We start from the raw sequence: 19,146 nt of genomic DNA, 5'->3' as shown, positions 1-19,146 counted from the left end.
CCTTTGAGTTTGAATATATGACTGCAAATGCAGTTTTTATCTTAATTTAATATGAACCTCACGGAGCTGCTGTTCTGTTACCTCACCCGGTGAACCGAGGAGAAGATCCTGAGCATTGGAGTTCATCGGGAATGCAATAACTTCTCTGATGTTCTCTTCCTCTGTAAGGAGCATAATCATACGGTCAACACCCGGAGCCATACCTGCGTGCGGCGGAGCACCGTACTGGAACGCATTGTAGAGTGCAGAGAACTTAGCCTTGAGGTCATCCTCGCTGTAGCCGGCAAGCTCGAACGCTTTCTTCATAATTTCAATATCGTGGTTACGAACAGCGCCTGATGAAAGCTCTACACCGTTGCAAACGATATCGTACTGATAAGCAAGAACCTCTTCGGGATCCTTGTTAAGAAGGCTGTCAAGACCGCCCTGCGGCATTGAGAAAGGATTGTGTGTGAAGATAATTTGATTTGTTTCTTCATCTCTCTCAAACATCGGGAAGTCAACGATAAAGCACATTTCAAAACGGCTTGTATCGATAAGGTCAAGACGCTTTGCAACCTCTGTTCTGATCTGACCCGCAAGCTTTGGAGCTTCCTGAGCAGTATCGGCGATAAAGTAGATTACATCGCCTGCTTTTGAACCGTTACGGCTGATAAGTTCTTCACGGTCGCCCTCTTTAAGGAACTTGTCAATCGGACCGTCAAATGTGAGGTCATCTCTAACCTTAACATAGCCAAGGCCCTTCATTCCGATTGAAAGAGCAAACTCCTCCATCTTCTTGAACCACTTTTTTGACTGACCTGCGGCGTTCGGAACATTGATTGAACGAACTGTCTTTTTGCGGAACGGAGCAAAGTCTGTTTCCTCAAACATATCGCTGATTTCAACAATTACGAGCGGATTGCGGAGGTCAGGCTTGTCTGTACCGTACTTGAGCATACTCTCTGCATACGGAATACGGGCAAACGGAGGCTTTGAAACCTCTTTATTTGAAAACTTCTTGAATGTTTCGTAAAGAACCTCTTCAGCAACAGCAAATACATCTTCCTGTGTTGCAAAAGCCATTTCAAAATCAAGCTGATAGAACTCACCCGGTGAACGGTCTGCACGGGCGTCCTCATCACGGAAGCAAGGTGCAATCTGGAAATACCTGTCAAAACCTGACACCATAAGGAGCTGTTTAAAAATCTGAGGAGCCTGTGGGAGAGCGTAGAATCTGCCCTTGTGCTTTCTGCTCGGGATAAGGTAGTCACGAGCGCCCTCCGGAGATGAAGTTGAAAGGATAGGAGTCTGAATCTCCATAAAGCCCATTTCGTTCATCTTGTTGCGCAAAAATGTGATAATCTGCGAACGAATCATAATATTATTGTGAACCTTCGGGTTACGGAGGTCAAGAAAACGATATTTAAGTCTTACTTCTTCATTGGTATTTGTAGAGGTTGCAACCTCAAACGGAAGAACATTCTTACACTTACCGAGAACCTTGATGTCCTCCGTGTGAACTTCAACGAAACCTGTTGCAATCTTCTTGTTGATTGTTTCTTCGTCACGCTTAACAACAGTACCGCTGAGAGTTACTGTACATTCCTTGTTGATATCTTTAAGGAGTTCATCGTTGTGAACAACAACCTGAAGCACACCGTACTGATCACGGATATCGAGGAACATTACACCGCCGTGGTCACGGATATTTTCAACCCAGCCCGCAACTCTGACCTGCTGTCCGATATTTTCTTCTCTTAACTCACCGCAGGTGACTGTGCGGTATTCATTAGCTTTTATCATTACTGTAACTATCCTTTCACAGATATTTTGCCTGTCAGCCTATTTATTTAGCCTATTCTTCTGTATTATAACACAATTGCTGTATTCAATCAATATTTTACAAAAGATTTTTTAAGCATACGGCAAAATATTCCGTTATTCAACGCTTTTAAGACTTTCAACCATATTAACGGCTTTAATCTTAAAGCTCATAACCGCATTTACAAGAATTGAAAACAGGAATGTCAGCCCTGCCGCATAGAGGTATGAAGTGAAATAAATATCTCTTCCGAACATAACGTTGTCAACCTCAACCGTCTGAATGATGAAACCTGTCAAAAGGTTTCCGAGGAACAGACCTACGAAAATTCCGAGGAGGGTCAAAATTATGTTCTCTTTGTAAATGAAGGATGAAGTTTCACGGTTGTAGAATCCGAGAACCTTAAAGGTTGCAATTTCACGGACACGCTCGGCAATGTTGATATTTGTCAGGTTGTAGAGTACAACAAAGGCAAGTGCCGCTGCGCAGATTATCATAACCGTAACAACCATATCAAGCGAGTTGAGCATATTTCTAAATTCGTTCAAGCTTGATGCAATGTAGCTTACCGCCGCAATTTTATCATCTGATAAAACCTGTGAACCGAATTCGTCGCAGGCGGAATCCGAGGTATCTTTGAGTGCGACATCAGCCATATTATAGGTGCAGTCACTGCCGAACAAGCTCTTATAGGTGGTTGGCGTCATATAAACAAAATTGTAAATGTACTGTTCAAAAATTCCGCTGACCTTAACCTCTGCCTTTTTGCCGTCAACATTCAGTGTGATTTTGTCGCCTGTTTTTATTCCAAGCTCACTGCACATTTTTTCACTGAGCATTACTACGCTGTCCGAAAGCTTGAGTTCTTCTTTGCCATTTCTTGTATGCAGAGAAACAATTTCGTCAAACTTTTCGGGATTCTGCGGTACAACAAGATTTGTGTCGCTGTCCTTAACCTTACTGCCGTGTGTTACCGTGCATTCCTGCTGTGAAACAAGCATTGAGTGTTTGACATTGCTGTTTTTATCAAGTGTATCTGTCAAAAACGAAAGATTGTCGGCACTTCCGCTGTCTTTAGGAACAACAACGGCATCGTATTTATAGATTGTTTCAAACTGATCGTGTGTCATCGGTTCAAAGCTGTTGAGCAAACCGAATGCGGCAACAATCAGAGCCGTACAGCCTGCCACACCGATAACAGTCATACAAAGTCTTACCTTGTATCTGAACAGATTTCTTGCGGTCAGCTTTGAGTTAAAGCTCATATGTGACCACAACGGTTTTATGCGTTCAAGCAAAATTCTCTTGCCCGCCTTTGGTGCTTTCGGCCGCATAACAGCCGCAGGCTTTTCGTGCAGAGATTTTGCACACACTACAACCGACACAACAACCGTGCAGACAACTGCGGCAACAATTCCGAAAATTATGCTTGTATAGTCTGGTATCAGCGTTATATCGCCGATGTAGTACATAATTTTGTAAGCATCATAAATTACAAACGGCAAGGTGAAAATGCCGATTAAAATACCGATTACACTTCCGATAACAGCCGCAAGCAATGAGTAGATTACAAACTTCATTACAATGCTTGTGTTGCTGTAGCCGAGTGCTTTCAGCGTTCCGATTTCGGTACGCTTCTCCTCAATTAGTCTTGTCATTGTAGTTACGCAGACAAGCACCGCTACGAGCAGGAAGAATACTGGAAATACCGTTGCAACAGCGCCGAGTCTGTCTGCATTTGACGAAAATGTTGAGTAACCCGGGTTGTCGCTTCTGTCGAAGACATACCACTTTGGTTCTGTAAGAGAATTAATTTCTTCCTCTGCATCTTTGATTTTATCCTCTGCCTTTTTGAATTCTTCATCGGCTTTTTTAACACCGTCATCGTATTCTGTCTGTGCATCGGAGAGTTTTTTCTCGCCATTTTTCTTTTCCTCGGCAAGCTTTGCAACACCGCTGTCATACTCGCTCTGAGCGTCATTCAGCTTGCTTTCTGCCGAATCAAGCTGTGCCTGACCGTCTGCCGACTGTTGTGCAAGTTCTGCTTTTGCGGCATCAAGCTGTGTTCTTCCGCTTGAAATCTGTGAATATGCGTAGTCAAGCTGAGCCTGTCCCTCACTTTTTTTCTGTTCAAAAAGTGCCTTGCTTTCGGAAAGTCGGCTTTCGCTTTCTTCAAGCTGTGCCTTTGCGGAATCGTATGTTGCGTTGAGTTCGTCAAGCGTCTGCTGAGCCTGTTCAAGCTGTGCGTTCAAAACAGCAAGCGTTTCTTCATCGGTTGTCTGACTGATTTGATACTGCAAAGCGGAAACGGCATCCTCAGCCTGACTTATTCCTGCCAAAAGCTGGGGTTCCTGTTCGGTTTGAAATGTATCCTTTGCCGACTGCAGCTGATATTCCGCATTTTCTATTTCAGCCTGTGATTTTGAAATTTCTTTATCAAATTCTGCTTTTGAAGAACTATATTGTTTTTCGGCAGAATTAAGCTGACTTTCCTTTTCGGCAATCTGAGCCTGTGCATCGGCAATTTTTGTGTTGTATTCATTGCGTGAATTTTCAAGCTGTGTCCTGCCGTCCTCAATCTGCTGTTTTGCCGAATCAAGTTTTTTCTGTGCATCATCGGTCTTGGTTTTCAGCTCTTTTTTGCCGTCATCAATCGCCGTCTTTGCATCGGCAAGCTTCTTTTCGGTTTTTTCTTTATTGTCCGAATACTCCTGTTTTGCATCTGCAAGGTCGCTCTTAGCCTTGTCGATAACCTCGACCGTAAAGCTGTTACTCCTGTTCTCTCCCACCTTTTCAAAATCGGCGGCTTTATCCTCTATGGCATTATCATAATCGTCCGTGTATGCCAGGAATTTATCCGAAATATCGGTTTTTACATAAAGCTCCGTGTAGCGTTCAAAGGCAAAATCTTCGGGGCAAATGTAGAAATAATCCGAGATTTTTCCGTTGCCGACCGTCGTAGTTCCTCGCTGATATGCTATGTAAAGAGGTGACTGCACAAGACCGACCACAGTGTATTCGAGGGTTTTAAGTTCGGTTGAAGTATCTGTATCGCCCGTCTGTTTTGCAAATCTGATTTTGTCACCGATTTTATAACCCTCTGCCGTGAACGAGCTTGAATCGGCTGCAATTTCACCCGACTTTTCGGGAAGTCTGCCTTCCGTCAAAACAAGCTTGTTCTGAACGGAATTATCACCGTATTTTTCGGGAAGCGCAATGACTCTCATAGTCCTGCCGCCGCTGTCGGCATCGGTCTGAACATCGCAGAAATATGATGGCATAACAGAGGTTACTCCGTCTGTATTTTTTACCGCCTTAATGTCGTCCTCATCAAATCCGACCGTTGACACAAGTCGGTAATCCATAAGCTCCTGCTCGTCCGTGTAGGTTCTTGCAAGATTGTACATTGACGGAACAGTTGCCTTTATTCCTGCGAAAAATCCCACTCCGAGGGCAATAATCGCCATAATTGAGATGAATCTTGCTTTTGTATTTTTAATTTCTCTGAATGTGTTTTTTATCAAGGATTTAGTCATTGTGACACCTCCTTTTCATTTTTTACCACTCAATTTCTTCAACATTTTTCGGATTTTCATTGTAAATATCTTCAACAATTTTTCCGCTTTTCATTCTTATAATGTGATCCGCCATCGGTGTTATTGCTCCGTTGTGAGTGATGAGAACAACGGTCATTTTGTCTTTACGGCAGGTTTCCTGCAACAATTTCAGAATCTGTCTGCCTGTGTTGTAGTCAAGCGCACCTGTCGGTTCGTCACAAAGCAAAAGCTTCGGTCTTTTGGCAAGTGCTCTTGCGATTGAAACTCTCTGCTGTTCACCGCCCGAAAGCTGTGCAGGGAAGTTGTTTGCCCTTTCAAGCAAGCCCACGCTGTCAAGAGCAGTTTCGCTGTCAAGAGGATTACTGCAAATCTGAGCGGCAAGCTCAACATTTTCCTTTGCCGTTAGGTTATGAACAAGGTTGTAGAACTGGAACACAAAGCCTATGTCATGCCGTCTGTACTCAATAAGCTGTTTGTCTTTAAATTTGCTTATATCCTTTCCGCCGACAATGATTTCGCCCTCGGAACAGCTGTCCATTCCGCCGAGAATATTCAGAACGGTTGTTTTGCCTGCACCGGACGCACCGACTACAATTGCAAACTCGCCCTCCTCAACCTTGAACGAAATGCCGTCAACCGCATTGATGACAATCTCACCCGTTTTGTATCTTTTGTAAACATTATTAAATTCTACAAGACTCATAAAATCACCCTTTTCATATGTTTCTTACAGAAAAAATCACTGTGCTTTGCATACTAATTATACCAAATTAATACCGCAATATCAACAGAAATCTTACCTTATTCGTCATCTGTATGTACAATATTTTGAAATTATACATATAAAAACAGCAGAGGTCACACTAAACCTCCGCTGCAAAAAATTATTCATATGTATGATTACAGACCTCGTTGATTTTATCACGGAGCTTTAAGAAATCGTCAAAAGCGTCGGGCTTTCTGCGTGGATCACGCAAAATTGCCGCAGGATGAAGCATTGCCATCATAAGCACACCGTTTTTCTCAATCCACTGACCGTGTTCCTTTGTGATTTTGATATCCGATTTAATAAGCCTTGCCGCCGCAATTCTGCCAAGACAGACAATGATTTTCGGCTTGATCATTCTCACCTGTGTTCTGAGCCACTCAATGCACATTTCCTGTTCTTCGGGCTTTGGATCCCGGTTCTTCGGCGGACGGCACTTTACCATATTGGCAATGTAAATATTCTTGTTTCTGTCAAGGTCAACAGCCGCAAGCATTTTGTCAAGCAGTTTGCCTGCTCTGCCGACAAACGGTTCGCCTTGAAGATCCTCGTTTTCGCCAGGACCTTCACCGATGAACATAACCTCTGCATTTTCGTTGCCGACGCCCACAACAACATTTGTGCGAGTTTCGCAGAGTTCACACCTGTGACAGTTTTCACAAGCTGATTTTAATTCTTCCCAGGTATTATACATAATTTTCTCTCCCAAAATAAAGATTTAAATTTATCAAAAATGTTGAAATTCCAAGAATAAAGTAGTAGAATAAACACGAAGCCGTACGGCGAATTCTAATTGAATGGTGGTACACAAAATGAAAGTAATGGTTGAAACATCAGCGCATCATGTTCATGTTACAAAAGAAACTCTTGAGGCTCTCTTTGGCAAGGGCGCAACTCTTACAAACAAAAAGAATCTTTCACAGCCCGGACAGTTTGCCTGTGTTGAAAAGGTAACTGTTGTAGGTCCGAAAAGTGAAATGAAAATGTCAATTCTCGGTCCCGAAAGAAGTGCAGATCAGGTTGAAATCTCTCTTACAGACGCTCGTAAGCTCGGCATAGCCGCTCCTGTCAGAGAATCAGGCGATATTGCAGGCACACCCGGTTGCAAGCTTGTCGGCCCCGAGGGCGAAGTTGAAATCGAATGCGGTGTAATTGCCGCTAAAAGACACATTCACCTTGATCCGAAAACTGCCGAGGAGTTTGGTCTTAAAGACAAACAGCTCGTTTCGGTTAAGGTTGGCGAAAATACAGGCAGAGCAACAACATTCGGTGATGTTGTAATCAGAGTAAACGCAAACTACGCTCCTGCAATGCACATCGACACAGACGAATCAAATGCCGCAGGTCTTGGCGGTACGGTTGACGGCGAAATCATCGCATAATTTCGATTTAAACCAAATCACATTTTTGGGACAGTCTTAAAGGCTGTCCTTTTGTTTTGCCCCAAATCATAAAATTTCCTTTTTCAAAAGGAAATCGGTTTGCATATCGTCACCAATGACAAATGTGTGATGTGAAAATTTTTCATATCCTTTTGATTTGTAGAATTTCTTTGCAGGCTCGTTATGTTCCCATACACCGAGCCATATTGTTGAAAGTTTTTTCTTACTTGCAAAATTCTCCGCAATCTGCATAAAGGCTGAGCCTATGCCCTGTCCTTTGGCACTTTTCAGGATATAGATGCGTTGAATTTCAAGCGCATTGTCAAGGCATTTTTCAGTCTGCGCATTGCCGATATTCAGTTTTAGATATCCGAGAGGAGTACCGTTTTTGTACGCTATAAAGGTTACACTTTCGGAGTTTGCAAGTTCTGCTGACAGCTTTTCCGCTGAATAGGTTTCTGCAAGAAATTTTCGCATATCCACCTCATCGGTTGAATCGTAGAAAGTTTCGTAAAAAGTTGTTCTGCAAAGATATTGCAGGTCCGTCAGCATATCAATGGTGCATATTTTTATATCAATTTTGCTGTTCATATTATCAAAGTCTGCTCAAAAATGTGTGGAGAAAATCGGGGAAAATTTCTCGCCAAGATTTTTCATTGTGTGCGTTTTCAAAAAGAATGACCTCGTTCATTCTGTCATACGGGTAGAAGCTTTCCTCCAAAAGTTCGTAGAGCATTTCGGTGCTTTCAAAAATCATCTCTTCAAGCTCGTCACCATTACCTGTATAGATGTAGAGGTACGGCATATTTTCAACAATTTTTGTCGAAAGATATTTTGCCCAATCCTCTCTTGTGTAACAGAGAAATGCAGGAGAAAACACACCTGCATAGCCGAATTTTTCCGGGTGTTCAAAAGCCGAAAAGAATGACATAAGTCCGCCCGATGAACTTCCGCAGACGGCAACATTCTGTCTGTCGGTGCATACGGGGAAATTATTTTCAACATACGGAATGACGGTATTCATAAGAAAATTATCAAAGATTTCGCCCTCGGGTTTGAAGTCCTCACAAAGCATTTCAAGGTGCTGAACCTCACCGATTGATTTCGGTGTAAGCTCGCTGTCACGCCAAGCATTACCGTTGTCAATACCTACGATTACAGCGTTGCCTACACCGCTTTTCTGCTCGTTTTCAACAGCTTTTACAACCTCCCACGAACCGTACGGAGTTGAATTATCGTCAAAAAGATTCTGTCCGTCTGTCATATAGACAACGGGCAGTTTTTCGCCGTCGGAATGTGACGGAACATAAACCCAAACATTTCTGTCACCCTTGTCGGGATACGGAAGTTTTATTGTATGTAACTTTGCGTCAGCCATAAAATCACCTGTTTTTTATTATCTAATAGATATTAAACCATAAAAACGGCTGTGTTGCAACCTAATTTTTTACGGTTGCATAAATACAAAAATTCCCGTAAATAATATCTACAGAGGTGATTTGTTATGACTAATGATATTGAAATGCTCAACTGCGTTTTGCAGAATGCCGAAATGGGCTGTCAGGGAATTACGAGCGTGAGGAAAAGTTTGAAGGACAGCAAGGTTGACGGCGTTTTGTGCGAACATCTTATTAAATACGGAAAGCTGTATCATTGTGCAAATAAAATGTTGCAAAATCGTGGTGCAGAGCCACACAGAGTGAGTAATATGACAAAAGCAATGACACGCTATGCCGCACAAAGGGATTTAAAGCGTGACTCATCATCTTCGCACATTGCCGAAATGATGATAAAAGGCAACACAATGGGAGTGAATAAAATGTCACGCAAAATTCGAGAATATAACGGCAATGATCCCCATGTCAGCCTCCTCGCCAAAAGAATGTTAGAAACCGAAGAAGAAAACATAAAAGAAATGTCCGCATTTTTGTAAGTATAATCTCAATAAAAAACACCCGAAAGGAATTTTTTCAAAAACCTTTCGGGTGAAAATTTTTATTTAGATAAAGGTTGCACCAATATGATGCGTTAAGCGCAGTCGGGCAAATTAAGCCTTAGGACCTGCTTCAACGAGAGCCTTACCAGCTTCGTTGCCTTCGTACTTAGCAAAGTTCTTAACAAAACGGCTTGCAAGATCCTTAGCCTTCTCTTCCCAATCAGCAACATTTGCATATGTGTCACGAGGATCGAGGATGCCTGAATCAACGCCGGGGAGCTCTGTAGGAACTTCAAAGTTGAAGTGTGGAATTGTCTTTGTAGGAGCCTTTGTGATAGAACCGTCAAGGATAGCGTCGATGATACCACGAGTATCCTTAATAGAGATACGCTTGCCTGAGCCGTTCCAACCTGTGTTTACGAGGTATGCCTTAGCACCGCTCATTTCCATCTTCTTAACGAGCTCTTCAGCATACTTTGTAGGATGAAGCTCGAGGAATGCCTGACCGAAGCAAGCTGAGAATGTTGGAGTTGGCTCTGTGATGCCACGCTCTGTACCAGCAAGCTTAGCTGTGAAGCCTGAGAGGAAGTAGTACTTTGTCTGCTCAGGTGTGAGGATTGAAACAGGCGGAAGTACGCCGAAAGCATCAGCTGAAAGGAAGATTACATTCTTTGCAGCAGGAGCTGAAGAAACAGGACGAACAATGTTGTCGATGTGATCAATCGGATATGATACACGAGTGTTCTCTGTTACAGTCTTGTCGTTAAAGTCAATCTTGCCTTCCTTGTCAACAGTAACATTTTCAAGAAGAGCATCTCTTCTGATAGCGTTGTAGATGTCAGGCTCTGACTCTTTGTCAAGGTTGATAACCTTAGCATAGCAGCCGCCTTCAAAGTTGAATACGCCGTTGTCGTCCCAGCCGTGCTCGTCATCACCGATGAGGAGTCTCTTAGGATCTGTTGAAAGTGTAGTCTTACCTGTACCTGAAAGACCAAAGAAGATAGCTGTGTTCTCGCCGTTCTTATCTGTGTTGGCTGAGCAGTGCATTGAAGCGATGCCCTTGAGCGGGAGGTAGTAGTTCATCATTGAGAACATACCCTTCTTCATCTCACCGCCGTACCATGTGTTGATGATAACCTGCTCACGGCTTGTGATGTTGAATACAACAGCTGTTTCTGAGTTAAGACCGAGCTCCTTGTAGTTTTCAACCTTAGCCTTTGATGCGTTGTAAACAACGAAATCAGGCTCAAAGTTTTCAAGCTCTTCAGCTGAAGGAGTGATGAACATATTTGTTACAAAGTGAGCCTGCCAAGCAACCTCAACGATGAAACGAACAGCCATTCTTGTGTCCTTGTTAGCACCGCAGAAAGCATCTACAACATAAAGCTTCTTGTTAGAAAGCTCTTTCTTTGCGATTTCCTTAACTGCCTTCCAAGTTTCCTCAGATGCAGGATGGTTGTCGTTCTTGTACTCGTCAGAAGTCCACCAAACAGTGTCCTTTGAGTTCTCGTCCATAACGATGAACTTGTCCTTAGGTGAACGACCTGTGTAAACGCCGGTCTTAACATTAACTGCGCCAAGCTCAGTTTCCTGACCAACTTCATAACCCTCGAGTTCGGGTCTTGTTTCTTCTTTGAAAAGCTCTTCATAAGAAGGATTGTGAACGATTTCAGTAGTACCTGTAATACCGTACTTTGTTAAATCAATCTTTGCCATTTCAGTATCAACCTTTCTATGTTTTCTGAATTCACATAGATAGTGGAATTGCGACAAATACCCCTTGTCAGCGTTAATATCCAACACCCTATGTTCGTTAATAGTTTATCACAAAAGAATCGGCTCGTCAAGCAAAACAGTAATCAAAAGCAGTTAAAACAGACATTGTGATTATATTGTCCATACTCTTTTATTGTAAGATAAAAAATTGAATTTATACAAAATCAAAAATGACAAATTTTAACAATAAACGCAAAAAAGTCCGACAGAAATCTGTCGGACTTAAAATGCAAGCTATAAGTAAAATTACTTAAGTTCTACTTCAGCACCGGCCTCTTCGAGCTTAGTCTTAATAGCTTCAGCGTCATCCTTAGAAACGCCTTCCTTGAGAGCCTTAGGAGCACCGTCAACGAGTGCCTTTGCTTCCTTAAGACCAAGACCTGTTACTTCACGAACAACCTTGATAACAGCAATCTTGTTGCCGCCTGCAGCCTTAAGAACTACATCAAACTCTGTCTGCTCAGCAGCAGCAGCGCCACCGTCAGCAGCAGGACCAGCAACTGCAACTGCAGCAGCAGCTGATACACCAAACTCATCCTCTACAGCGTGAACGAGCTCTGAAAGCTCAAGAACTGTGAGGCCTTTTAATTCTTCAATAATAGCAGTAATTTTCTCTGATGCCATTGTAATTTACCTCCAATATGATAATTAGTAAAATTTTAATTAATTGCAGCCGATTATTCTGCTGCAGGAGCTTCTGCCTCAGCAGGAGCCTCTTCTGCTGCCTCAGCAGCACAAGCTTCAACGCCGCCCTTGTCAACGATAGCCTGTACGGCACGTGCAAAGGATGCGATAGGTGCCTGGAATGCACCAAGAACATTTGCAAGAAGAACTTCTCTTGTTGGGAGCTTTGAAAGGGCAACGATTGTGTCCATATCAATTACGGCACCGTCAAGATAAGCTGACTTAACCTTAAAGTTGTCATGATCCTTAGCATAGTTGCAAAGGATTCTTGCAGCAGCAGCGTACTCGCTGTCGCTTGTAGCAATAGCTGTTGTACCCTCGAGAACAGGCTTAATGTCATCAAGACCTGCTTCCTCGCAAGCACGGGAAAGAAGTGTGTTCTTTACTACAGTGTACTTAACATCGTTCTCACGAAGCTCTTTTCTGAGCTTTGTATCGTCCTCTGTGTTGATACCCTCGTAGCTGACAACCACACCTGTGATTGAGCTTTTGAGTCTTTCTGAAAGCTCTGCAACAATTGCTTTCTTCTGCTCTAAAACACTTTGACTTGGCAAGATAAATTCACCTCCAAAATATTTGTAACGCAGTTCATAAAAAACAGCCGTCCGTTTTACCTCGGACGGCTGCAAAAACACAAAACAATGTAATTTGCATCTTCCTCGGCAGGCAGGAAAAACCTTTACGCTTACGCACCTGCTGTCTTTAGAACAGCGAATTTTATATATTTACACTATTGTGTAAATAACTGAAATTAAGCACCAAACTTAGCAGGGTTGATGCGAACGCTCGGACCCATTGTTGAAGTAATGGCAACTGAGCGGATGTACTGACCCTTAGCTGCAGTAGGCTTAGCCTTTACGATAGCGCCCATGAGAGTGTCAAGGTTTTCACCGAGCTTCTCAGCGCCAAAGCTTGCCTTACCGATTGGGCAGTGAATGATGTTTGTTTTGTCAAGACGGTACTCAATCTTACCTGCCTTAGCTTCTTTAACAGCCTTGGCAATGTCAGGAGTTACAGTACCTGCCTTTGGGTTTGGCATAAGACCGCGGGGACCGAGGATTCTACCGAGACGACCTACAAGACCCATGCAATCGGGAGTTGTAATAAGAACATCAAAGTCCATCCAGTTCTCCTGCTGAATCTTCTGTGTCATATCCTCAGCACCGACAAAGTCAGCACCGGCTTCCTTGGCAAGCTCTTCGTTAGCGCCCTTACAAATTGCAAGAACTCTAACCTTTTTACCTGTACCGTTAGGAAGAACAACCGCACCTCTAACCTGCTGGTCAGCATGACGGCTGTCAACGCCGAGCTTTACATGAAGCTCAACTGTTTCGTCAAACTTAGCAACTGCAGTCTTGATAACTGTGTCAAGTGCCTCGTTTGTATCATATAATTTAGTTCTGTCAACGAGCTTAGCAGCGTCAACATATTTCTTACCGTGTTTCATCAGTCTTCCTCCATTGTTAGGTGGTCAATCGGAATTATCCTCCCACCCGGAAATAATTAGTCAACTACTGTAATACCCATGCTTCTTGCTGTACCGGAAATCATGCTGATAGCAGCATCAAGTGAACCTGCATTGAGGTCAGGCATCTTCTGCTCTGCAATCTTTGTGATCTGCTCACGAGTAATCTGAGCTACCTTTGTCTTGTTAGGTACGCCTGAACCGCTGTCGATACCGCAAGCCTTCTTAAGAAGAACCGCAGCAGGCGGAGTCTTTGTAATGAAAGTGAATGAACGGTCTGCATATACAGTAATTACTACCGGAATGATAAGACCGATATCATTCTTTGTACGCTCATTAAAATCCTTTGTGAACGCAACAATGTTTACACCGTGCTGACCGAGAGCCGGACCAACAGGTGGTGCCGGAGTAGCCTTTCCGGCGGGAATCTGCAGCTTAATTAAGCCTACAACCTTCTGAGCCATTGTGTTTGCACCTCCAAAATTCGTGGTAAATTGCGGGACGCCACTGTGTAGGGTCCCTCCCACAGGGAGCGTTACACTCCCAATAAAAAGCCAATCGGCTGATTATTATTTGATTAATCTTCTATCGGTTCAGCCTGAGCAAGCTCAAGTTCAACCGGAGTTTCTCGTCCGAACATAGAAACAACTACACGGACATAATCTTTGTCAGCATCAATTTCTTCAACAACACCGACAAAATCCTCAAGCGGACCGTCTATAATGCGAACTGAATCGCCGACAGAATAGTTAAGCTTAACGCTTCGTGTTTCAACACCCATTCTGTAAACTTCCGCATCTGTAAGTGGTACGGGCTTTGATCCGGGTCCCACAAATCCTGTACAGCCTCTGATGTTGCGCACAACATACCAGGTTTCGTCTGTATAGACCATCTTAACGAAAACATAGCCCGGAAACAGTTTGTTTTCAACCTCTTTGGTCTTATCGCCGACTGTTTCGGTTACGATTTCAACAGGAACTTTGACATCAATAATCATATCCTGAAGATTTCTGTTTTCGGCTGTGGTCATAAGATCTGTTGCAACCTTATTTTCATAACCCGAATAGGTATGAACAACATACCATCTTGCTTCTGATTCTGCCATAACAACTTTCTTCCTTTCGTGATTCAAGCAATGTCAGATACGAATCAGGCGGTTGTGTTCATAAAAAGACCAACGAGAGCGTACAAGCCCTGATCAAGGGCAAAGATAAATACGCCTACAATAGCTACCATAGCAATGACAATACCAAAGTTCTTTGTTGTCTGCTTCGCTGTGGGCCATGTGATCTTTTTGATTTCACTCTTACAGGAGCCGAGGTACTTTGCGAGCCTTTTGAAAACATTAGGCTTTTTAGCAGTCTTTTTAGCAGCTGCTTTTGCATTTTCAGACTTTTTCTCAGCCATGATGTACCTCCGTTATTTTGTTTCCTTGTGAAGAGTGTGTTTTTTACAGAAACGGCAGTACTTGTTCATTTCAAGTCTGTCAGGACTGTTCTTCTTGTTCTTCATTGTGTTGTAATTACGCTGTTTGCACTCTGTGCAGGCCAATGTGATTTTTACTCTCATAACGGCACCTCCCGGTTTTTTCGGAATATTTTAGCCTCCCTCAATAGGGCACAAAAAAATAAGCCCCTTTCAGAGGTAAGGTTATTCTACCATATATAAAGGCTTTAGTCAAGCCTTTTTTGCAATTTATCCGCAGAAATTCTGTGTTTTCTGCGATATTCCGTAAAACCCGCCCGTCAAGACGGGATTTTACGGTGAATTTCAATTAAATCAGTTATTTGTAAGAGTGTTTGCCTTTGCCTTAACTTTCTTAACTTTTTCAGGCTTTACCGTTTTGCCCTTAAAAGCCCTTGCATTTAAAGCGGCAACCTTGAGTTCGTCGTTGAAATGCTCATAAAGCGCATTATACTCAGCGTCATCAAGTGAATTGAGCAAAACGATTGTGATGATTGCCCTTGTATCAACATCACCGTTGTTGTACTGAACATTGAACACATTTGCAAACTTCTCGATTTCATTCTTATTTGCACGCTTAATATACATAGGAATCTTCGGAGCAATATGCTCTTTTGCGAATGTTGCGCCTCTGAACGGGAAGTAACAATCCTCCTCGTTTTTAATTTCCTCACGAAGCTCCGGGAAATATGTTACAAAACGCTTTGCCAGAAACTTCGGATCTGCGGTTCCGTCGTCATCCTTTTTCTTTTTCTGCTTAACCTGCTTTGCCCTTTTGATTGCAAGTGTACCCGAAACGCCTTCGATAAAGTCATTTGCGATACTGTCGGCGTCCTTCTGTGTGCCGACTGTTTCATCGTAAAGCCATGTTGCAAGTGTTTTCCATTCGTTGTCAGGACCTTCATCGGTCATTGTGCAGGAACGGAGCACCATCTGTTCCTTATCCTTATAATATACTACCGAATATGCAAGTGACGCACTTGTAAAAAGCGAAACAAGCTCGTTGTCGTTTTCGGCAACAACCTTCTGTTTTGTATAATTCTGTTTTACAAGTTCTTCTTCAACCTTGCCGACGATATAATCAAAAGCTTTTTTAAATTCCAACTTAATCTTCCTCTCGGATTAGTCTGTCAGAATTCATTATACAATCAAATAACAGATTTGTCAAAGGTTTTGACTTGCAAGACGCACATTATTGTGTTATTATTTAAGCTGTATATTAATGTAAAAGAAGGTTTTATTATGTCTTGTCAAGATGCTATCGGAGTTTTTGACTCCGGATTAGGCGGACTCAGCGCTGTAAAAGAGTTTTTGCATGTGCTGCCAAACGAGAAAATAATATACTTTGGAGATACGGGAAGAGTACCCTACGGCAACAGAAGCCGTGAAACAATTTCAAAGTATGCCCTTCAGGACGCAAATTTTCTGTTGAAACACAATGTTAAAACAGTTGTTGCAGCCTGCGGTACGGTAAGCTCGGTTGCAGGCGATATGCTTGAAGAAAAGCTTTCCGTTCCGTACACGGGTGTTGTAAACCCGACCGCATTCATTGCCGACCAAAAAACAAAGAACGGTAAAATCGGAATTATCGGCACTGCCGCAACTATTTCGAGCCACAGCTACAAGCTCCGTCTTGAAAAGCTTAATCCGAAATACAAGGTTTACGAGCAGGCGTGTCCGCTTTTTGTTCCGCTTGTTGAAAACGGTTTCATATGTCGTGACGATCAGATTGTACGGCTTGTCATCAGAAGATATCTTTCCGAACTCAAGGAAACAGGCGTTGACACCCTCATTCTCGGTTGCACTCACTATCCGCTTTTGCGTGATGCAATTGCTGACTTTATGGGTGACGGAGTTACGCTTGTTGATTCGGGATATGAAACTGCAATCTATTGCTCAAAAATTCTCAGAGAAAACAATCTGCTCAACACAGACGGTGTGCATCAGACTCCCGAATTTTATGTAAGCGACACTCCCGACGGATTTAAAAGCGTTGCAGGACTGTTTCTCGGCAGAAATATGGAGCATACTGTTACACAAATTGACATTGAACAGTATTAACGAGGGAAGATATGACAGATAAGGAAAAGAAAAAATGCAAATATATGATTTCCATTCTGGGCGAACAGATTCTTGACGATGAAAGCGACAGAATTGAGGTTCTCACAGAGGGAAATTTTCTGATGAAAAAAGACCATTGTTACATAGGCTACAAAGAATATGACGAGGATGCACCGCAGAGCTTTTACGACAATCTCATCAAAGTTCAGGACAATACGGTGACAATTACACGCAAAGGTCCCATGCGTTCACAGCTTATGCTTGAAAAAGGCAGACGGCATCAATGCCTGTATCAGACGCCTGCAGGCGACCTTATGATAGGAGTTTTCACAAAGACAATGAACAACTCCCTCACCAAAAACGGCGGAACGCTTGAGGTTAGTTACACGCTTGATTTCAACAATGACCTTGTGAGCGAAAACAAGTTTAAAATTACGGTTGAAGAAAAAGAAAAGTTTGAAAATGAGGTAGATTGATATGGATACATACGCACTTGCTGTACAACAGCTAAAAAAAGCAATTGAAAACGCTATTGAAAAGGCAATAACAAACGGTGAACTTCCCCAGGCGGAGGCCGCTCCGTTTATCATTGAAACACCCGCAGACAGAAGCCACGGCGACTTTGCAACAAATGCGGCAATGGCAGGCGCAAAGGCATTCCGTATGCCGCCTTTCAAAATTGCACAGGCTATCACATCAAACCTTGACCTTGAGGGTACAATGTTTGACCGCTTTGAAACAGCAGGTCCGGGATTCATCAACTTCTTCCTCGGCACTGAATTTTATTCGGCTGTAATCAGAGAAATCCTTGCCAATCCCGAGGCATACGGCAGAAGTGAATACGGCAGAGATGAAAAGGTTATGGTTGAGTTTGTATCAGCCAACCCGACAGGTCCTATGCACATGGGCAACGCAAGAGGCGGTGCTCTCGGTGACTGTCTTGCCGCTGTTCTTGACAAAGCGGGCTACAACGCATGGCGTGAATTTTATGTAAACGACGCCGGCAATCAGATTGAAAAGTTCGGCTGTTCACTTGAAGCAAGATATCTTCAGATTTTCAAGGGCGATGAGATAGAGTTTCCCGAGGACGGCTATCAGGGTGAGGACATCAAAGACCTTGCAAAAGAATATGCAGACCTAAACGGCGACAGCCTTGTTAACGTAAGCGCAGAAGAACGCAAAAAGGCTCTTGTTGACTATGCACTTCCTAAGAACATCAAGAAGATGCAGGCTGATATGGAAAAATACAAGATTTTCTATGACAAGTGGTTCTTTGAAAGCGAGCTTCACAAGAGCGGTGCTGTTAAGGCTGTTGTTAACCTTCTCACAGAAAAAGGACTTACCTACGAAAAAGATGGTGCCGTTTGGTACAAGAACAAAGAGGTGCTCACACAGAAGCTTCTCAAAGAGGGCAAGTCACAGAAATACATTGACAACCTTGAATTAAAGGACGATGTTCTCATTCGTCAGAACGGCAACCCGACATATTTTACAGCCGACATTGCATACCACAAGAACAAATTTGACCGTGGATTCACAACTCTTATTGATGTTTGGGGAGCAGACCATCACGGTCATGTTATGAGAATGAAAGGCGCAATGGACGCTATCGGCTATGACGGTGACAAGCTCAATGTTGTTCTTATGCAGCTTGTTAAGCTTGTTAAGGACGGTGAGCTTGTAAAAATGAGCAAGCGTACCGGCAAGGCCATTCAGCTCGGCGATTTGCTTGACGAAGTGCCTGTTGACAGCGCAAGGTTCCTCTTTAACACCAAAGAGGCTAACACACAGATGGACTTTGACCTTGACCTTGCGGTAAGTCAGGACAACCAAAACCCTGTTTATTATGTTCAGTACGCACACGCAAGAATTTGCAGTATCTTCAAGTCGCTTGCAAAAGAGGGCATTTCTCCGAGAGAATGTACAGACGCAGAACTTGCACTCCTCACAGCTCCCGAAGAAAAAGAGCTCATCAATCATCTTGCGTCATACACCAACGAAATCATCAGCGCGGCAAAGGATTACGACCCGACCAAGGTTACACGCTATGTAACACAGCTTGCAACACTTTTCCACAAATTCTACAACGCTTGCCGTGTTAAGGGCGAAGAAGAAGGTCTTATGCAGGCAAGACTTGCACTTTGCAACTGCGTAAGAGCCGTTATCAAAAATGTTCTTACAATGTTCAACATCTCTTGTCCCGAAAGCATGTAAGCAGCGTGTCGCTGCACCCTGTTCGTGTAGATAGTTT

20 protein-coding genes and 1 other annotated feature are annotated in these 19,146 nt (G+C 43.1%); of the genes, 5 read left to right on the top strand and 15 right to left on the bottom strand.

What is annotated here, in order from left to right:
• Positions 1 to 36: 36 nt before the first annotated feature.
• The 4 genes from aspS to WMO31_RS09700 all read right to left on the bottom strand — a co-directional run bounded on the left by aspS (position 37) and on the right by WMO31_RS09700 (position 6,821).
• On the bottom strand, positions 37 to 1,785 hold the full coding sequence (aspS, locus tag WMO31_RS09715) for an aspartate--tRNA ligase (RefSeq protein ID WP_021883559.1): 1,749 nt from the start codon (positions 1,783 to 1,785) through the stop codon (positions 37 to 39).
• A gap of 135 nt (positions 1,786 to 1,920) precedes the next feature.
• Entirely contained in the window at positions 1,921 to 5,340 is a 3,420-nt protein-coding gene (locus WMO31_RS09710; RefSeq protein ID WP_367999611.1) for an FtsX-like permease family protein, read from the bottom strand.
• 22 nt (positions 5,341 to 5,362) lie between these two features.
• The gene (locus WMO31_RS09705) at positions 5,363 to 6,064 is read right to left on the bottom strand and encodes an ABC transporter ATP-binding protein (RefSeq protein ID WP_015522679.1); all 702 of its coding nucleotides are present in this window, start codon (positions 6,062 to 6,064) and stop codon (positions 5,363 to 5,365) included.
• A 181-nt stretch (positions 6,065 to 6,245) separates the two neighbouring features.
• Positions 6,246 to 6,821 (bottom strand): uracil-DNA glycosylase, encoded by a 576-nt coding sequence (locus tag WMO31_RS09700; protein ID WP_015522678.1) that lies wholly within the window; start codon positions 6,819 to 6,821, stop codon positions 6,246 to 6,248.
• A 118-nt stretch (positions 6,822 to 6,939) separates the two neighbouring features.
• Here WMO31_RS09700 and WMO31_RS09695 point away from each other — a divergent pair, with 118 nt between their 5' ends.
• Positions 6,940 to 7,509, top strand: a complete 570-nt coding sequence (locus WMO31_RS09695) for a PduL/EutD family phosphate acyltransferase (protein WP_015522677.1) — start codon at positions 6,940 to 6,942, stop codon at positions 7,507 to 7,509.
• Positions 7,510 to 7,575: 66 nt separating this feature from the next.
• Here the strand turns inward: WMO31_RS09695 and WMO31_RS09690 are convergent, their stop codons facing one another.
• Both WMO31_RS09690 and WMO31_RS09685 read right to left on the bottom strand, forming a co-directional pair.
• Positions 7,576 to 8,100, bottom strand: coding sequence for a GNAT family N-acetyltransferase (locus WMO31_RS09690; protein ID WP_337606155.1), 525 nt, complete (start codon positions 8,098 to 8,100; stop codon positions 7,576 to 7,578).
• Between the two features lie 4 nt (positions 8,101 to 8,104).
• Positions 8,105 to 8,887, bottom strand: a complete 783-nt coding sequence (locus WMO31_RS09685; RefSeq protein ID WP_367999610.1) for an alpha/beta hydrolase — start codon at positions 8,885 to 8,887, stop codon at positions 8,105 to 8,107.
• A gap of 126 nt (positions 8,888 to 9,013) precedes the next feature.
• Between WMO31_RS09685 and WMO31_RS09680 the strand changes: the two genes are divergently transcribed.
• Complete coding sequence (locus WMO31_RS09680; RefSeq protein ID WP_046431894.1) at positions 9,014 to 9,442, top strand: DUF305 domain-containing protein; 429 nt, start codon at positions 9,014 to 9,016, stop codon at positions 9,440 to 9,442.
• 114 nt (positions 9,443 to 9,556) lie between these two features.
• Here WMO31_RS09680 and pckA read toward each other — a convergent pair whose 3' ends face one another.
• The 9 genes from pckA to WMO31_RS09635 form a co-directional block, all read right to left on the bottom strand.
• Positions 9,557 to 11,161 carry a phosphoenolpyruvate carboxykinase (ATP) gene (gene pckA, locus WMO31_RS09675; RefSeq protein ID WP_015522673.1) on the bottom strand — a complete coding sequence of 535 codons (1,605 nt, stop codon included), beginning with the start codon at positions 11,159 to 11,161 and terminating at the stop codon, positions 9,557 to 9,559.
• 306 nt (positions 11,162 to 11,467) lie between these two features.
• Complete coding sequence (rplL, locus tag WMO31_RS09670) at positions 11,468 to 11,845, bottom strand: 50S ribosomal protein L7/L12 (protein WP_367999609.1); 378 nt, start codon at positions 11,843 to 11,845, stop codon at positions 11,468 to 11,470.
• Between the two features lie 53 nt (positions 11,846 to 11,898).
• Positions 11,899 to 12,459, bottom strand: a complete 561-nt coding sequence (gene rplJ, locus WMO31_RS09665) for a 50S ribosomal protein L10 (RefSeq protein WP_021883551.1) — start codon at positions 12,457 to 12,459, stop codon at positions 11,899 to 11,901.
• 29 nt (positions 12,460 to 12,488) lie between these two features.
• Positions 12,489 to 12,629, bottom strand: a sequence feature (ribosomal protein L10 leader region).
• Positions 12,630 to 12,656: 27 nt separating this feature from the next.
• Positions 12,657 to 13,352, bottom strand: coding sequence for a 50S ribosomal protein L1 (gene rplA, locus WMO31_RS09660; RefSeq protein ID WP_117931594.1), 696 nt, complete (start codon positions 13,350 to 13,352; stop codon positions 12,657 to 12,659).
• A gap of 56 nt (positions 13,353 to 13,408) precedes the next feature.
• Positions 13,409 to 13,834, bottom strand: coding sequence for a 50S ribosomal protein L11 (rplK, locus tag WMO31_RS09655; RefSeq protein ID WP_015522670.1), 426 nt, complete (start codon positions 13,832 to 13,834; stop codon positions 13,409 to 13,411).
• Positions 13,835 to 13,947: 113 nt separating this feature from the next.
• Positions 13,948 to 14,475 carry a transcription termination/antitermination protein NusG gene (gene nusG / locus WMO31_RS09650; protein WP_015522669.1) on the bottom strand — a complete coding sequence of 176 codons (528 nt, stop codon included), beginning with the start codon at positions 14,473 to 14,475 and terminating at the stop codon, positions 13,948 to 13,950.
• A gap of 44 nt (positions 14,476 to 14,519) precedes the next feature.
• A complete protein-coding gene (secE, locus tag WMO31_RS09645; protein ID WP_015522668.1) occupies positions 14,520 to 14,777 on the bottom strand; it encodes a preprotein translocase subunit SecE in 258 nt (85 codons plus the stop codon).
• A gap of 12 nt (positions 14,778 to 14,789) precedes the next feature.
• Positions 14,790 to 14,939, bottom strand: coding sequence for a 50S ribosomal protein L33 (gene rpmG / locus WMO31_RS09640; protein WP_015522667.1), 150 nt, complete (start codon positions 14,937 to 14,939; stop codon positions 14,790 to 14,792).
• 210 nt (positions 14,940 to 15,149) lie between these two features.
• On the bottom strand, positions 15,150 to 15,938 hold the full coding sequence (locus WMO31_RS09635) for a DUF7674 family protein (protein ID WP_046431899.1): 789 nt from the start codon (positions 15,936 to 15,938) through the stop codon (positions 15,150 to 15,152).
• 138 nt (positions 15,939 to 16,076) lie between these two features.
• On the opposite strand from WMO31_RS09635, the gene murI reads away from it, so the two are divergent.
• The 3 genes from murI to argS are packed head-to-tail and all read left to right on the top strand — an operon-like array spanning position 16,077 to position 19,109.
• A complete protein-coding gene (gene murI / locus WMO31_RS09630; RefSeq protein ID WP_015522666.1) occupies positions 16,077 to 16,895 on the top strand; it encodes a glutamate racemase in 819 nt (272 codons plus the stop codon).
• Positions 16,896 to 16,906: 11 nt separating this feature from the next.
• The gene (locus tag WMO31_RS09625) at positions 16,907 to 17,371 is read left to right on the top strand and encodes a YwiB family protein (protein WP_021883548.1); all 465 of its coding nucleotides are present in this window, start codon (positions 16,907 to 16,909) and stop codon (positions 17,369 to 17,371) included.
• A gap of 1 nt (position 17,372) precedes the next feature.
• Complete coding sequence (gene argS / locus WMO31_RS09620) at positions 17,373 to 19,109, top strand: arginine--tRNA ligase (RefSeq protein ID WP_367999608.1); 1,737 nt, start codon at positions 17,373 to 17,375, stop codon at positions 19,107 to 19,109.
• The last annotated feature ends 37 nt before the right edge of the window (positions 19,110 to 19,146 follow it).

The sequence above is a fragment of the Ruminococcoides intestinale genome (assembly GCF_040095935.1).
Lineage (GTDB): Bacteria > Bacillota > Clostridia > Oscillospirales > Acutalibacteraceae > Ruminococcoides > Ruminococcoides intestinale.
The sequence above is the reverse complement of the archived record's forward strand: the minus strand, read 5'-3'. Positions and strand labels throughout refer to the sequence as shown.

Coding starts and splice junctions, on each gene's coding strand:
- rplA (WP_117931594.1), bottom strand. CDS start 13,352: ATGAAACACGGTAAGAAATATGTTGACGCTGCTAAGCTCGTTGACAGA.
- secE (WP_015522668.1), bottom strand. CDS start 14,777: ATGGCTGAGAAAAAGTCTGAAAATGCAAAAGCAGCTGCTAAAAAGACT.
- WMO31_RS09700 (WP_015522678.1), bottom strand. CDS start 6,821: ATGTATAATACCTGGGAAGAATTAAAATCAGCTTGTGAAAACTGTCAC.
- WMO31_RS09680 (WP_046431894.1), top strand. CDS start 9,014: ATGACTAATGATATTGAAATGCTCAACTGCGTTTTGCAGAATGCCGAA.
- rplK (WP_015522670.1), bottom strand. CDS start 13,834: ATGGCTCAGAAGGTTGTAGGCTTAATTAAGCTGCAGATTCCCGCCGGA.
- argS (WP_367999608.1), top strand. CDS start 17,373: ATGGATACATACGCACTTGCTGTACAACAGCTAAAAAAAGCAATTGAA.
- WMO31_RS09705 (WP_015522679.1), bottom strand. CDS start 6,064: ATGAGTCTTGTAGAATTTAATAATGTTTACAAAAGATACAAAACGGGT.
- rpmG (WP_015522667.1), bottom strand. CDS start 14,939: ATGAGAGTAAAAATCACATTGGCCTGCACAGAGTGCAAACAGCGTAAT.
- WMO31_RS09625 (WP_021883548.1), top strand. CDS start 16,907: ATGACAGATAAGGAAAAGAAAAAATGCAAATATATGATTTCCATTCTG.
- WMO31_RS09695 (WP_015522677.1), top strand. CDS start 6,940: ATGAAAGTAATGGTTGAAACATCAGCGCATCATGTTCATGTTACAAAA.
- murI (WP_015522666.1), top strand. CDS start 16,077: ATGTCTTGTCAAGATGCTATCGGAGTTTTTGACTCCGGATTAGGCGGA.
- WMO31_RS09685 (WP_367999610.1), bottom strand. CDS start 8,887: ATGGCTGACGCAAAGTTACATACAATAAAACTTCCGTATCCCGACAAG.
- nusG (WP_015522669.1), bottom strand. CDS start 14,475: ATGGCAGAATCAGAAGCAAGATGGTATGTTGTTCATACCTATTCGGGT.
- WMO31_RS09710 (WP_367999611.1), bottom strand. CDS start 5,340: ATGACTAAATCCTTGATAAAAAACACATTCAGAGAAATTAAAAATACA.
- WMO31_RS09690 (WP_337606155.1), bottom strand. CDS start 8,100: ATGAACAGCAAAATTGATATAAAAATATGCACCATTGATATGCTGACG.
- pckA (WP_015522673.1), bottom strand. CDS start 11,161: ATGGCAAAGATTGATTTAACAAAGTACGGTATTACAGGTACTACTGAA.
- rplL (WP_367999609.1), bottom strand. CDS start 11,845: ATGGCATCAGAGAAAATTACTGCTATTATTGAAGAATTAAAAGGCCTC.
- aspS (WP_021883559.1), bottom strand. CDS start 1,785: ATGATAAAAGCTAATGAATACCGCACAGTCACCTGCGGTGAGTTAAGA.